The sequence below is a fragment of the Marinobacter sp. M-5 genome, assembly GCF_032911545.1.
In the GTDB taxonomy this organism is placed as follows: Bacteria; Pseudomonadota; Gammaproteobacteria; order Pseudomonadales; family Oleiphilaceae; genus Marinobacter; species Marinobacter goseongensis.
On sequence record NZ_JAWJEK010000003.1, the window covers coordinates 375093 to 389750 of the forward strand.

A 14658-nucleotide genomic window follows, 5' to 3' on the forward strand; every position below is an offset into this window, starting at 1 on the left:
ACACAACCGGAGCGAAAGAAAAAAGGCGCTTGTGATTACCTCACAAGCGCCTTTTTTTCAGCAAACGATCACCCGTTTGCGTTCGCCGTTTCCTGTTCGCGTAAGTAGCGGATGAACTCGTCTGACCCTCCGATGTAGCGCTGCCCGACCAGAATCTGCGGCACAGTGTGAACCGGACGACCAATCCGATCAGCAATGTCTTCCTTGCTCAGCCTCTCCGCCACCATGTCTACCCAGGTGAAAGGAATACCTCTGGACTCACACAACTGTTTGGCACGCACACAGAAACCGCAAGATGTACGGCCGTAAATGGTCACATGCTCCATAACCTACTCCTCATTTGGCAACGTTCCGGCGGGGGCCCTCGCCACGCACTCAACAAGCTCCAATGATGACACGCCGTCATGGGATCGCAAAATTGACGCAATGAATCGCCGCCATAGCGGTGCACCATCCCCGCATCGGCCTGCGCTCAGACCCGCCGTCAGGTTTTCAGTCGGCCCAGCTCGGAATCCAGCACATCCACCTGCTGATCCAGCGCATCGCCGCTGCTGCGGACACGCTGGGCCAGTTCGCGCAGGTCGTTGGCGGCATCCCCGATGTGCGTCAGGTTACGGTTGATCTCTTCGCTGACCGAACTTTGCTCCTCGGCGGCAGTAGCAACCTGGGTGACGTGCTCGACAATGGTGCCAATCCGTTCCACAACTGCCGCCAGGGAGTGGTCGGCTTCGCGGGTGCCCTCCACCGCCAGGGTGGCACGATCCACTCCCGAACGAATGACCGACACCGCGCCGTCCACATCGCTCTGTAAAGCTTCGATCATGGTGCTGATTTCATCCGTGGATTCGCGGGTGCGTGACGCCAGCGTGCGCACCTCGTCCGCCACCACCGCAAAACCGCGCCCCTGCTCTCCGGCACGGGCAGCTTCAATGGCGGCATTCAGGGCCAGCAGATTGGTTTGCTCGGCAATACCCCGGATCACGTCGAGTATCCGGTTGATATCCTCGCTGCGCCCGGCCACCTGAGTAATCGCGGTGCTTGCCTCGCCCATGTCGCCGGACAGCGCACTGACACCATTGACGGCGGTGGTCAGGGTGTCCTGGGTGAAACGCACGCCGTCCTGGGCTTGGCGGGCGTTATCCGCGGCCTCACCGGCAAAACCGGCGACTTCTCCGGCCGCTGCCGACATCTCATTCATCGCGGCAACCACACTCTCAATGTCCTGATGCTGGCGTTCAGTCTGGGCATCGGTCTCCCGTGCGATGCCACCCACATCGGAGGCCTGTTGTCGAACCTGGCCATTCACGCTCTTGAGATCGTTGATCATGTCCCGCAGCCGCGCCAGGAAAGCATTGAAGCCACCGGCCAGTTCGATCAGCTCGGCATGGGTATCAATACTCAGCTCACGGGTCAGGTCGCCCTCGGCGCTCGCGAGGCTTTTCATGCGATCACGGATCTCATTCAATGGACGGGTGACCGAGCGCACCAGCAGCACCAGTACCAGGATCGACAGCACAGAGACCACCATACCCACCAGCGTCTGACGCCCGGCGGTAGCATCCACTTCCTCGGACAACAGACGGGTAATCTGCGCTACCTCGGCCAGCGCGGTATCTCGCGGTAACTGGATCAACAGCGACCATTGCGTGCCCGGCAAGGCAATGTCCACCGGGTAGGACACCGCCAGTGTCTCGCCGTCATCGTAGGTACCCTCACCCCGGTGCAATCGGGTAAAGTCTTCGGCAAGCTTGGGCAGCGCTTCCTGGAGCGGGCGCCCGAGATAGTCCTTGTAGTGGCTGGAGGCGGCAATGAGGCCTTTGTTGCTGAGCAGTGTCACCCGGGATTCACCGCCATACAGCTGTTGGCTGACCTCGCCGATGGTGCGTTGCAGCGTTGACAGATTGATGTCGACACCGACAACCCCCGCAAACCGCCCGCCATCCATGATGGGTACCACCAGGCTGGTCATCAGTTCGGAGTAGCCCTCTTCAATCTCGTAGTCATAGGGTTCCATAATGCACGGCTTCTTACTGTCCCTGGAGCACAAATACCACTCCGCCTCACGAATGCCGAATTCGTTGCGGGTGTCCAGGTACTTGGTGGCGGGGTCCTCGGTTCTGCTGAACACCACCTCACCCTCCGGCGAACGGTAATAATAGATTTCCAGGGTTCCCTCGTCGCTGCTGTGTTCTTCCACACCGCCGGTGAAATAGCGATCCTGGCCGTCGTAGCCATCCGGCTCGAACTGGGCATACACCGAGCTCAGACTTTTCTGCTCCTCCAGAACCGCGCCGATGGTTTCCTGCAGGTCGATGCGGCTGATGCGCCCGGAGCTGTCCGCCTGGATGTTGCGAATAATGACGTTGCGCACCACCTCCGGTGTCCGGTAGGCGGTTGCAAACAGCCCGCTGACCAGTTCTCCGTATTGCCCGGCGGTTGCGCTCAGACGCTCCATCACAATACCCTGCACGGTATCCCGGGTTTCGGTGGTGATCCTGTGCTCCATGTCGCTGAGCGACAACTGGGCGGTAACCACAATACTGATCCCCATCACGAGGAGCAGCGAGATCACCAGGGCGTAGAGTTTCAGGCGTAACGAAAGCTTTTTCATGGTGCGGGAACCTGTACGGTAACGATGTTTAAAACGAGGTAACAACGTGGCATACCTGACCCTGTTTCTGACCGCATTCGCGGCCGCCACGCTGCTCCCGGCGTACTCAGAAGTACTGCTGGGCACGCTGGTAACGCAGGGTTATTCCCTGTGGTGGCTGTGGGTATGGGCAACCGCAGGCAACACGCTGGGCTCCGTTGTTAACGGGGTTATCGGCCGGCAAGTGGATCGCTTTAAGAACAAACGCTGGTTTCCGGTATCGGAGCGTCATTTGGAGAGAGCCCGGGAGCGGTTCAATCGCTACGGGCAATGGTCATTATTGCTGGGCTGGCTGCCCTTAGGAGGCGACGCGCTGACGCTGGTAGGCGGCATCATGCGCGTGCCTTGGCTCAATTTCGTGGTGCTGGTTGCCATTGGCAAAGGCCTGCGTTACGCCTTCGTGTTGTGGCTGGTCATGGAAGCTGCTGGCGTTCCCTCCGAATCGGTACCCTGACCGTACAGATAGGCCCTCAGCAGATCTTCACCGTTGAATTCAGCGTTGAGCACCGCGATAAACGTATAGACCCCGATCAGCTTGCGATTGAGGAACACAAACTCCTTCGGTGGTACCCGAAAATACCGACTGATGGCGGAGCGCGCGGCCTGGCGCGCCACCCTGGACGGCAGATCACTCTGTTTCCAGCGGTACTGCCCCTGTTCGTTCACCGCCTGCTCGGGCCACTGGCTGCGGTCCCGGGACAGAGGTTCCAGTACCGACATGCAGACCGAACCGAACTTCTCGAGCACATCCTCGGGCCAGTCACGGCTCATAAATCGCAGCGTCACACCGCCTTCAATCACCGCTGGCAGGTCGCCCTCGTAGGAGGCGCGGATCATCTGAATTACCGGATCGAGAAACGACCGTGAGTAGGACTGCACAGCGCCAAAGTCCAGCAGCACGATCTGATCATAACCCGGATCTGCGCCCTGCTCACCGGCAATGCGGATACGGTAATTGCCGAAATTGGGGTCGGTCTGGATTTCTCCCCAGACAAACAGTTCACGGAAAAACAGCTCCAGCGCCGCCTCTCCCAGCGTGGTTCGCCGCTCCAGCGGCAGTTGCCGTACCGCCACCGAGCTTACCGAGTGGCCATGCTCGTAGGTGGAGGCAATGACGTGGGTGGTGGAAAACTCTTCAAGAACCCGAGGCACAACAAACCGCGGGTCCGCGGTCAGCATCTTGCGGAACTTTTCTGTGGTTCGGGCCTCGAGGCGGTAGTCGACCTCCCGGTGCATCATTTCCCGCACTTCTTCCAGCCAGTCATTGAACTCCGGACCGAAGGACACCAGCCGCGCTATTTTCAACAATTGCGCCACCGCGTTGAGGTCGCTGTCCACCGCGTCGGCAACGCCGGGGTACTGCACCTTCAACACCAGTTCGAGGCCATCGCTCTTGCGCCGTGCTCTGTGCACCTGGCCCAGCGAGGCGGCACCAATGGGCTCGGGATCCACCTCCAGTTGTGCCAGCCGCTCGGGGCCCAGTTCATCCTTGAGCACCCGCTCGATCGCCCCCCACTCCAGAGACGTGGTCTGATCCTCGAGGGTATGCAGGGCTTCGGTCACTTCCTCCGGCAGGAAATGCTCACCGTAAAGGGCCATGACCTGCCCGATCTTGACCACACTGCCCTTGAGCTTACCCAGCTCATCCACCAGAAACTCCGCCTGGCTGGACAGCATGGCACGATGGCGCTGATCGCGGGTCTCGCGACTGCTGAACCAGTTGGTTGCCATGTGGGATGCCATTCGCGTGCCCGCGAACAATCCGGCCCTGGTCAGCGTCAGGCGCCGCTCGAAGCTTCCGGTTTTGATTCGTGAAACCGACGTTCCCCGTTTCTTGGATACCATCAAATACCTGCGCGGTTCAGAAATTTCAGCCCCGGGGCCACTCACCACCATTATACGGACAGGAACGACAACGAGCCTCACTGGCGTGCCGCACGCCGCACGCCCTTACGGCCAATGCCTCGCATCTTGTCACCGTATATCGGTGAAATCCTTGCAACTCTTTACGTTTCTAAACAATCAGCCGCATAATTTCCGACTAGTATGGAGATGCGGCTTTTGCCATGGCCCAACAATAACACCAGAACAACAAGACCTGAAAATGACACTAGAACCCATAAAACGCGCAGACAGCGAGTTATCCCAGTATCGGGTACAGGGGGAAATTCCCGTGCCCACCCTGATCGGCTGGCTGACCCTGGCCGCCGTGCCCTTACTGATCTTTTTCGCCTACCGCTCCTCGCTGCGCGGAGATCCGCTGACGCCGGCGCTACTGCTGGCGTTTGCCGGGCTGCTCGCCGCCAACGGCCTGGTGTATCTGGGCATCCGTCACAGCATGCTCCAGCGCCGGGGATTTATTACCATCATCTCCGCCCTGTTCACTTATCTGGCGGTTCAGGCGGTCGAAGACGGCTCCGCCATCATCTGGCTGTTTGCCTATCCGCCCATCATTTTCTACATCAGCCAGGCGAGAGTGGGCGTTATCGCCTGCAGTGGCGGGCTGGCGGCAGTCGCGTTACTATTCAGTCCGCTGGGGGACCTGGTCTTCGACTCGCCCTACAGCACCAGTTTCCGGCTGACCATGCTGGCGGTGCTGGCGTTCGAGATGTCCACCTGTTACGTGCTCGACCAGAGTCGACGACGCAGCAAGCTCAGCCTGCTGAAGCTGGCCAAGGAATTCGAATACGCGGCCAAACATGATGCACTGACCGGCCTGGCCAACCGGCGGGAAGTCATGATCCAGCTGGATGGCGAATATCAGCGCTACCTGCGGAATTCGCGGGTGTTTTCGGTGCTGCTGATGGACATCGACCTGTTCAAGAGTGTTAACGACAACTACGGCCACCATGTGGGTGACGAAATGATCGTACTGGTGGCAACAACATTGCGCGAACAGTGCCGAAAAGTCGATACACTGGCACGCTGGGGGGGAGAGGAATACCTGGTCTTGCTGCCGGAAACCGGAATCGCGGATGCGGTGCATACCGCCAACCGCATCCGCGAGGCCGTTGGCAGCAAATCGGTACAGGCCGACAATCGGGCCATCGCCGCCACCATCAGCGTTGGCGTGGCCACCATCAGCGGTTCCGAATCGGTGGACCGCCTGTTGCAACGGGCCGATGAAGCGCTCTACCGGGCCAAGACCCAGGGCCGTAATACCGTCTGCGATTCAGGCAGCGCCGCGGCCTGAAGCCCCGCCCGGCTACCAGCCGCGGCGGCGCTCCACCTGATCGTGCCCTAGCCCGACCACCAGTTCGTCTGCCAGTTTGGCGGCAAAGTCCGCGACGGTGGCTCCGGGCACAAAATCCCGTACCTGACACATGGGCATGCCGGCAAACCCACAGGGATTGATACGGCGAAAAGGCTCCATATCCATGGCCACATTCAGCGCCAGGCCATGAAAGGAACAACCGCGACGAACCCGCAACCCCAACGATGCGATCTTGGCCCCATCGACATAGACACCCGGCGCATCGGGCCGTGGCGCCGCCTGAATACCCACCTCCGCCAATACCCGCACGATAGCCTGCTCAATCTCGTCCACCAGGGTCCGCACCGCGAACTGCAGCCGCGGCAGATTGATCAGCAGATAGATCACCAGTTGGCCCGGCCCGTGATAGGTCACCTGACCGCCCCGATCCACCTGAATCACCGGAATGTCGCCCGGCGCCAGGATGTGTTCGGCCTTGCCGGCCTGGCCCTGGGTATAGACCCGCGGATGTTCCAGGCACCAGATTTCGTCCGCCGTCGCCTCGTCGCGCTCGGCGGTGAAGGCCTTCATGGCATCCCAGGTTTCCAGGTACGGCTGCTCACCCAGGGAGCGAACAATCAGTTGTGGCATCGGATCACAGCACCATATGGACTCGGCCACTGGCTTTCAGCTCTTCGAACAACGCTTTGAGCTGCTCCTCGCCGGTGGCAACGATCCTCAATTGCACCGAGGAGAACCTCCCTCCACTGCTGCTGTTCACCGAGACGTCCGCCTCGGTGATGCCCGGCGCGTGCTGCTCCACCACGTCGACGACAAAGTCCGTGAAGTCCGGCGCGGCATTGCCGATAACCTTGATAACGTAGTCGCAGGGAAACTCGATTTTTGGTGCTTTCGGCTCACTCATGCCGGCGGACTCCTGAAGCCTCTCAGGCCTTGATTAGAACAACTGGATAAAGAACAGCTTGATGGCATCCCACAGACGCTTGAACAAGCCGCCCTCGGGCACGTCTGTCAGGGCCAGCACCGGTTGGTCCACAATCACCTCATCCCCCAGTCTGACCTGTACGCGACCCAGCTCATCACCCACTTTGATAGGGGCCTTGATGACCGAATCCAGATCCACGGTCGATTCCAGGGAATTACGGGAGCCACGGGGAATGGTGACGTTGACATTCTGGGTCACGCCAACCGACAACTGGTCATCACGACCACCCCAGATGCGGGCCTCGATCAGCTCCTGACCGGCGCTGAACAGGGTTTCACTCTGGTAGTAGCGGAACCCGTAGTTGAGCATCTTCTGGACTTCCTGCGCTCGCGCGCCGGTGCTGTTGGTGCCCATGACCACGGCAATCAGGCGGGTATCGTTGCGCTCGGCGGACGCCACCAGGCAATAGCCCGCTTCTTCAGTGTGGCCGGTTTTCAGACCGTCAACGCTGTCGTCACGCCACAACAGGCTGTTGCGGTTGGGCTGGCGGATGTTGTTGTAGGTGAAATGCTTCACGGCGTACAACGGGTAGTTTTCCGGGTAATCGTTGATGATCGCCTTGGCCAGCAACGCCAGGTCGTGTGCCGTGGAAAAATGATCCTGAGAAGGCAGACCGGTGGCGTTTTCAAAACGGGTATCCCGCATACCCAGCAACTGGGCCTGCTGGTTCATGATGTCGACAAAAGCGCCCTCACTGCCGGCCACGAACTCGGCCAGCGCAACCGAGGCGTCGTTGCCGGACTGAATGATCACACCTTTGAGCAGATCCTCCACCGACACTTCCGTGCCTTCCTGCACGAACGTCCGCGAGCCCTCAGTGCGCCAGGCGTTTACGCTGATGGGCACCATGTCGGGCATGGAAATACGGCCCTCATCCAGCTCCCGCTCGACGATGTATGCAGTCATCATTTTGGTCAGGCTCGCCGGAGGCAGACGCTCGTTACTGTTCTCATCCATCAGGATCTTGCCGCTCAGCGGGTCCATGAGGATATAGGAGCTGGCGGCCACCTGGGGCGGAGACGGGATCAACACCGATTGGGCGTTCGCCTGCCCGAAAGGCATCAACACCAGAAGCAGGGCTACAATGAGTACGCGGAAAACAGAATTTATCGCCATGGGTCCATTCATTCGTCGTTAAGGGTGTAATTGCTTTTTTAGTGGGAATCGGTCAGCAGTATGGTCTGGCCGAACCCCCGGTTTTCAAGCCTCATCTGGGCTTTTCGTGCGTCATCCGGATTGCTGAACGGGCCAACCTGAACGCGGTGGAACCGTCCGGATGCCGTGTCCACCTCACGGACCCGCATGGGGTCCGGAGTGGCATCGCGGGCTTTGATCAACAGGCTTTGCGCCGGGCTGCGGCTGCTGAAAGAGCCAAGCTGAACGAACATCGCCGAGCGACTGCCGTCGGGCGCCGGCTGTTCCGCCACCCGCTCGACCGGAACCGGGTCACCGCCCCCCGGGAACGGCTGACCGGCGAGTGTCATGGTACCGTCTTTCGCCACCGTAATGGCAGCGACTTCCACCCGGGCAGTGCCTTTGCTCTGGTAGCCCAGCTTCTTTGCAGCGGCGTAGGACAGGTCGATCAACCGGTCACCGTGGAAGGGACCACGATCGTTCACCCGAACCACCACCGAGCGGCCGTTGTCCAGATTGGTCACCCGTGCGTAGCTGGGGATCCGCAGGCTCTTGTGGGCAGCCGTCATGGTGTACATGTCAAATACCTCGCCATTGGACGTCTTGTGGCCATGGAATTTTTCCCCGTACCAGCTGGCAATGCCTCGCTGGACATAGCCATCGTTACTGGCAATAACCGAGTACTGTTTACCCCAGACGGTATAGGAGGATTTGTTGCCGGCCGATCGCGGCGCCTCGTATCTGGGTTTCGCATCCACCAGCCCAGAGGCGTCGAAATTTCCGTCCGGCGCCCGATCCTGACTCAGGGTGTATCTTGAAGAATGGTCTGTCTCCGGCGCGGAAGACGATGCGCATCCGGACAGAATCAGCGCTGACGCAGCCAACCACATCATCACTACTGGACACTTGATTACCACCGGTCAGGATTCCTTTGTTTTGCTGGTTTTGTCATCATCCGCGGCCAGTCCCCGGGCAAGCTCGGAGGCCAGTTCGAACACGGCCATTGCGTACAGGTGACTGTGATTGTAGCGGGTTATGACATAAAAGTTGTGGTACGTCAGCCAGAGCTCCTCACCACCCGGCCCATCCAGCAGCATGGCCCGGGCCGTGGCTTCATCCGCCACCGCCACTTCTGGCTCCAGCCCCGCGCTCCGATAGTCACTGACCGTCAGACGGGGCTTCAGTTCCCGGGTCAAAAGGGGTGAGTCGGCCGCAAGCCTGGCATCGACAGGTTCGGCAACCGGTTCACCCTTGCGCCAATGGTGTGCACCGAAGTAATTGGCCACGCTACCGATAGCATCCACCGGATTGGTCAGCAGATCGACGATGCCGTCGTCGTCAAAATCAATGGCGTAATGGCGATAGCTACTGGAGATAAACTGACCATAGCCCATAGCGCCGGCATAAGAGCCTTTCACCTCCAGCGGATCGAAACGCTGCTCCCGCGTCATCAACAGGTATTGCACCAGCTCACTGCGAAAGAAACGGCTTCGGGGCGGGTAATCGAAGGCGAGGGTCGCCAGCGCGTCCAGCACCCGGTAGTTGCCCAGATAGTTTCCATACCAGGTTTCCACGCCAATGATGGCTGCGATGATGGTGGCCGGAACGCCAAATTCCGCCTCCGCCCGGGCAAAGGCGTCTTCATGCTCGCGCAGAAACGCCAGGCCCTGCTCGATACGTGCCGGTTTGATAAAAATCTTTCGGTATTGGGCCCAGCTCAGGGTGCGTTCCGCCGGACGACTGATCGATTCCAGAATTTTGTCAACGCGTTCGGCCTCGGCCAACACCGACGCCACCCGATCCCCATCGAAGCCGTACTTCGTGACCATCTCATCGATCAACGCCCGACCGTCAGGCGTGGCCTCATAACCGGTGGCCTGCGCCTGGGGCGCAACCATCAGCATGACGGCAATCATCCACAGGAGCGGACGACGAAAACCCGGAGTTGAAACAGCTGTCATGACTTTCCCGTGAAGTAATGGCGGATCGTTAAGGCCTTTCCAGCGGGCCTTGCACGCCTGCCGGTTCGCCGCCGGGGCTACATTACCACGGAGCCCGGGAGGGGAACCATTACCCACCGTCCATGGTCAGGCGCTGATCATGCGCCGGTGCGTGTGAATCGACATCAACACGCCAAAGGCCGCCATCAGCGTGACTCCGGACGTGCCCCCGTAGCTGATCAGAGGCAGCGGCACCCCCACCACCGGGAGCAATCCGCTCACCATACCCACATTCACGAAAATGTAGATGAAAAACGTCATGGTCAGGGCGCCGGCAAGCAAGCGACTGAAGGAATCCTGAGCGGTGGCGGAGATGTACAGGCAACGCAGGATGATCAGGAGATACAGGGTCAACAGCGCCAGAATACCGACAAAGCCGAATTCCTCGGCCAACACGGCGACAATAAAATCGGTGTGACTTTCAGGCAGGAATTCCAGGTGAGACTGGGTGCCCTGCAACCAGCCCTTGCCATCCACCCCACCAGACCCTATGGCGGTTTTGGACTGAATGATGTTCCAGCCGGCGCCCAGTGGATCGCTTTGCGGATCCAGCAGCGTCAACACCCGCTGTTTCTGGTAGTCGCGCATCACAAAGAACCACATCAGCGGCGCAGCGACCGAGACCATGGCCACGAACGCCCCGATCAGCCGCCAGCTCATGCCGCCAAAGAACACCACGAACAGACCCGCGGCGCCGACCAGCAATGACGTGCCCAGATCCGGCTGCATGACAATCATGGCCATGGGCACCAGAACGATAGCCAGCGCCACGGCAACGCGCGACAATCGCGGAGGCAGGAAATGACGGGAGAGGTACCAGGCGGTCATCATGGGCACTACCAGCTTCATCAGCTCTGAGGGCTGGAAGCGCGGCAGCCCCGGAATCGCCAGCCAGCGTTGCGCCCCCTTGGCACCCACACCGACCAACAACACCGCGACCAGCGCGGCAACGCCGGCCAGGTAGAGCCAGGGCGCCCAGCGCCGGAATACCGCCGGATCCAGCTGGGCGAACACTGTCATCACCACCAGCGCCACCGCCATACGGATACCCTGGGCCTTCACCACTTCGATGTTGCGGTCGGCACCGCTGTAGAGAACGACCAGGCCACCACCAATCAGCAACAGCAGAAGGCCCAGCAGAATCGGGTCAATGTGAAAGGCCGACCACAGGCTTCGCGGCCGCGATAACGGGTGATGTGCCGGTTGTCCCAGTGCTTTGCCCAGCATCAGCGTGCGCCCTCCGTCGCGGCACCGGTCACCAGGGCCTTACTTTCATCAGGAAAGCCCAGCAACCAGGCATCAAACAATGCCCGCCCCACCGGCGCGGCCGTGCCGCTGCCACTGCCACCATTTTCAACAATGATGGCAACGGCGATCTGTGGGTCATCAATAGGCGCAAATCCGACGAACAGCGCATGGTCGCGCAGGCGTTCACGCACTTCTTCTTCCTCGTATTCCTCGTCTTCTGCCAGGCTGAAGACCTGCGCCGTGCCGGTTTTCCCGGCCATCCGGTAAGGCGCGCCGCGGGCTGCACCGCGAGCGGTGCCCTTGGTGCCATGCATGACTTCAGCCATGGAGTCGACAACGAACTCCCAGTCATCGGGGTTTTTCAGAATCAGCGGATCGTGATCGGGTGGTGGCAGAAACTCGTCTGCCGAGCGATCCCCCTTGATGTCCCTGAGCAATCGGGGTTCAACCCAGCGCCCACGATTGGCAATCAGCGCGGTCGCGGTGGCCAGCTGTAACGGCGTGGCCAGCATGAAGCCCTGACCAATCCCCATGTTGACGGAATCACCCGGGTACCAGGGTTCGTTGCGCACCGCCCGTTTCCAGTCCCGCGACGGCAGCAGCCCACTGAGGGCGCCGGAGACATCCAGTGTGGCGTCTTCCCCAAAGCCGAACTGGGCGAGGTACTCGTACATGGTGTCTACGCCCATTTCCACCGCGATCTCGTAGAAGTAGATGTCGCAGGACTCGGCCACGGCATCGGTCAGATCGACCCAGCCATGACCACTGCGCTTCCAGTCCCGATAACGACGCCCGCCGGATTGCAGCTGAAAGTAGCCGGGATCCCAGATGGTCCGGTCACGGGTGGTGGCGCCGCTGTCCAGCGCGGCCACCGCCAGCATGGGCTTGAGCGTCGACCCCGGCGGGTACTGGCCACGGAGGGCACGGTTGAACAGGGGCTTGTCGAGGTCTTCGCTGAGGGCCCGGTAATTATCGACACTGATGCCGGTCACGAACTGGTTGGCGTCGAATCCAGGCACGCTGGCGAGAGCCAGCAGACCGCCGGTGTCCGGCTCCACCGCCACAATGGCGCCACGGCGACCGTCGAGCAACTCGTGGGCCAGGCGCTGGAGCCGCAAATCCAGGTGCAGCTGAATGTCCTCCCCCGGGACCGGATTCTGGCGCTCCAACACTCTCAGGGTGCGGCCACGGGCATTGGTCTCCACGTGCTGATAACCCACCTGCCCGTGCAGAAGCGCCTCGTAAAAGCGTTCAATACCGGATTTGCCGATGTAGTTGGTACCGGCGTAATTGACGGGGTCGATCCGCTGCAGCTCGTCACGATTGATTCGCCCGACGAAGCCCAGCGCGTGGGCGGTCAGCTCGCTGTGGGGGTAATAGCGCACCAGTTCAGCCGACACTTCCACCCCCGGTAGCTCGTGGCGATGCACCGCCAGACTGGCGATTTCCTGTTCGTTGAGGTCGTATCTCAGTGGCAGAGGCTGGAACGGTCTTCGGGGCTCCCGTAACCGGCGCTGGAAGCGTTCCATGTCCTCCTCGGAAATCGAGAGAATAGAGGAAAGCTTGCCCAGGGTGTTTTCCATGCCGTCAACCCGCTCCGGTACCAGGGTAACACCGAATACCGGGCGGTTCTCCGCCAGCAGCTCTTCATTGCGGTCATAGACCAGGCCACGGGGCGGCGCCACGGATTGCACCTGGACCCGGTTCTTGTCGGAGAGCGTGGTGTAGATATCGTGCTCGACAATCTGCAACTGGTACATGCGGGCGACAAGAATGGCGAGCATGAACAGAACGAAGCCCAGCATGACGGTGGTGCGTCGCTGAAACAGCCGGCGTTCCGCGGCAACGTCTTTGAATTCTCCCCAGGGCATGACGCGTCCTAAGCCCGATGGTACGGATGGTTACGGGTGATTGACCAGGCCCGATACAACTGCTCGGCCAACAGGATTCTCACCAGCGGATGGGGCAATGTCAGGGCTGACAACGACCAGAGCTGATCGGCACGCTGTCGGCAGGGGTCTGCAAGACCGTCCGGCCCGCCGACCAGGAAGCTGACATCGCGGCCGTCCTGCTGCCAGTTTTCCAGCTGGCTGGCGAGCTTTTCCGTCGACCAGGGGCGGCCTCCCACCTCCAGAGCGACGACACGATCCCGGGGCCCGGTGGCCGCCAGAATCGAATCGCTCTCTTTTTGCATCAGCCGGGGAATGTCAGGATTCTTGCCGCGATGAGCCATGGGGATCTCTACCAGTTCCAGCGGCAGCTCCGGCGGCATTCGGCGGGCGTAATCGTTATAGCCCTGGCTGACCCAGTCGGGCATCTTCTGCCCTACACAGATCAGTCGCAACCGCATGCTTATTCGCTACCTGCAACACCCAGATCCGGCGCATCGCGCCAGAGGCGCTCGAGATCGTAGAACTCACGGGTGGCCGGCATCATGACGTGAACCACCACGTCACCCAGGTCCACCAGAATCCAGTCGCTGACGTTACTGCCTTCGACATTGCCAGCACGGACGCCCTGCTCTTTCGCTTCGGAGACAACAGACTCCGCCAGTGATTTCACATGGCGATTGGACGTTCCCGAGGCGAGAACCATGTAGTCGGTCACGCTGGTACGATTTCGAACATCAATCACACTCACATCCTGTGCTTTAACATCCTCGAGTGCACTTATCACCAGATCTTTCAGTTGCTCAGCCTGCATAATCACCCTGTCGGACGGGTGGCGGCGTCGGCGGCCACCCGAAAAGTCATATTCAAATGCAATTGTAGCACTAAAAGTTCCCGTCAGGGCATGCACCGTAAAGCCCGAGCCGGCAAATTTCCCGCCATACGGGGTCGGGCAAAAGGTAGCGCGGCGATCGCCCGCTTCCGATACGCTCACGGATGCCGGTAGCCGAGATATCGAGAAGTGGCGGGTCCAGCTCCAGAAAGTAGCCGTGGGGCGCTTCATGAAGGGCTTCCGCCCCGCCCACGCGACGCTCGCGAAGCAGCTTTGCCGGCGCTCCCCGCGGGTCGGGCAGCGGCCCCGGGCGCCGCACCACCACCACGTGGGCAAGCTGCGGAATCTGCTCCCATTCCCGCCAGCGATCAAACCCGGCGAACGCATCGGTACCGACCACCATCACCAGCGGCTCCTGGTCACCCAACTGACTGCGTAGCTGGCGCAGGGTGTCGGCAGTGTAGGAGGCGCCCTCCCGCTGCAGCTCCCGGTCATCCACCAGCAGCCCTGGCTCGCCCTCGACAGCCATGGCCAGCAGGCGCAGGCGCAGGCCACTGCCGGCACCGGGATCCTCGCGATGGGGGGGCATATGACAAGGCACCAGGGAAATCTCACCCACGCCCAGCCGCTCTTTCAGTTCAATGGCAAGACGCAGGTGGCCGTTGTGGATCGGATCGAAAGTGCCGCCATAGATAACATGCATGGG

15 protein-coding genes are annotated in these 14658 nt (G+C 60.6%); 2 read left to right on the top strand and 13 right to left on the bottom strand.

Annotation, left to right across the window (positions count from 1 at the left end):
* Positions 1 to 68: 68 nt before the first annotated feature.
* Positions 69 to 326 carry a GrxA family glutaredoxin gene (locus R0125_RS14880; RefSeq protein WP_248184162.1) on the bottom strand — a complete coding sequence of 86 codons (258 nt, stop codon included), beginning with the start codon at positions 324 to 326 and terminating at the stop codon, positions 69 to 71.
* A 158-nt stretch (positions 327 to 484) separates the two neighbouring features.
* Positions 485 to 2611: a methyl-accepting chemotaxis protein gene (locus R0125_RS14885; RefSeq protein ID WP_317238684.1), complete on the bottom strand. Its 2127-nt coding sequence runs from the start codon at positions 2609 to 2611 to the stop codon at positions 485 to 487.
* Positions 2612 to 2657: 46 nt separating this feature from the next.
* On the opposite strand from R0125_RS14885, the gene R0125_RS14890 reads away from it, so the two are divergent.
* Positions 2658 to 3104, top strand: coding sequence for a YqaA family protein (locus tag R0125_RS14890; RefSeq protein ID WP_248184159.1), 447 nt, complete (start codon positions 2658 to 2660; stop codon positions 3102 to 3104).
* Here R0125_RS14890 and R0125_RS14895 read toward each other — a convergent pair.
* Complete coding sequence (locus tag R0125_RS14895) at positions 3041 to 4495, bottom strand: AarF/ABC1/UbiB kinase family protein (RefSeq protein ID WP_317238685.1); 1455 nt, start codon at positions 4493 to 4495, stop codon at positions 3041 to 3043. The two genes, R0125_RS14890 and R0125_RS14895, sit on opposite strands and share 64 nt — an antisense overlap.
* A 259-nt stretch (positions 4496 to 4754) precedes the next feature.
* Here R0125_RS14895 and R0125_RS14900 point away from each other — a divergent pair, with 259 nt between their 5' ends.
* On the top strand, positions 4755 to 5843 hold the full coding sequence (locus tag R0125_RS14900; RefSeq protein WP_317238686.1) for a GGDEF domain-containing protein: 1089 nt from the start codon (positions 4755 to 4757) through the stop codon (positions 5841 to 5843).
* Positions 5844 to 5855: 12 nt separating this feature from the next.
* Here R0125_RS14900 and lipB read toward each other — a convergent pair whose 3' ends face one another.
* The 10 genes from lipB to nadD all read right to left on the bottom strand — a co-directional run bounded on the left by lipB (position 5856) and on the right by nadD (position 14655).
* On the bottom strand, positions 5856 to 6494 hold the full coding sequence (gene lipB, locus R0125_RS14905) for a lipoyl(octanoyl) transferase LipB (RefSeq protein ID WP_317238687.1): 639 nt from the start codon (positions 6492 to 6494) through the stop codon (positions 5856 to 5858).
* Between the two features lie 4 nt (positions 6495 to 6498).
* Complete coding sequence (locus R0125_RS14910; protein ID WP_248184153.1) at positions 6499 to 6768, bottom strand: YbeD family protein; 270 nt, start codon at positions 6766 to 6768, stop codon at positions 6499 to 6501.
* 33 nt (positions 6769 to 6801) lie between these two features.
* Entirely contained in the window at positions 6802 to 7965 is a 1164-nt protein-coding gene (locus R0125_RS14915; RefSeq protein ID WP_248184152.1) for a D-alanyl-D-alanine carboxypeptidase family protein, read from the bottom strand.
* Between the two features lie 38 nt (positions 7966 to 8003).
* Positions 8004 to 8876: a septal ring lytic transglycosylase RlpA family protein gene (locus R0125_RS14920; RefSeq protein ID WP_248184287.1), complete on the bottom strand. Its 873-nt coding sequence runs from the start codon at positions 8874 to 8876 to the stop codon at positions 8004 to 8006.
* A 27-nt stretch (positions 8877 to 8903) separates the two neighbouring features.
* Entirely contained in the window at positions 8904 to 9944 is a 1041-nt protein-coding gene (gene mltB, locus R0125_RS14925) for a lytic murein transglycosylase B (RefSeq protein ID WP_317238688.1), read from the bottom strand.
* A gap of 126 nt (positions 9945 to 10070) precedes the next feature.
* Positions 10071 to 11210 carry a rod shape-determining protein RodA gene (gene rodA, locus R0125_RS14930; protein WP_248184149.1) on the bottom strand — a complete coding sequence of 380 codons (1140 nt, stop codon included), beginning with the start codon at positions 11208 to 11210 and terminating at the stop codon, positions 10071 to 10073.
* Positions 11210 to 13102, bottom strand: coding sequence for a penicillin-binding protein 2 (gene mrdA, locus R0125_RS14935; protein ID WP_317238689.1), 1893 nt, complete (start codon positions 13100 to 13102; stop codon positions 11210 to 11212). Before mrdA ends, rodA begins: the two co-directional genes overlap by 1 nt.
* Before the next feature lie 8 nt (positions 13103 to 13110).
* Positions 13111 to 13581 (bottom strand): 23S rRNA (pseudouridine(1915)-N(3))-methyltransferase RlmH, encoded by a 471-nt coding sequence (gene rlmH, locus R0125_RS14940; RefSeq protein ID WP_248184143.1) that lies wholly within the window; start codon positions 13579 to 13581, stop codon positions 13111 to 13113.
* Between the two features lie 2 nt (positions 13582 to 13583).
* The gene (rsfS, locus tag R0125_RS14945) at positions 13584 to 13934 is read right to left on the bottom strand and encodes a ribosome silencing factor (RefSeq protein WP_248184141.1); all 351 of its coding nucleotides are present in this window, start codon (positions 13932 to 13934) and stop codon (positions 13584 to 13586) included.
* Between the two features lie 70 nt (positions 13935 to 14004).
* Positions 14005 to 14655: a nicotinate-nucleotide adenylyltransferase gene (nadD, locus tag R0125_RS14950; RefSeq protein WP_248184139.1), complete on the bottom strand. Its 651-nt coding sequence runs from the start codon at positions 14653 to 14655 to the stop codon at positions 14005 to 14007.
* Between the last annotated feature and the right edge of the window lie 3 nt (positions 14656 to 14658).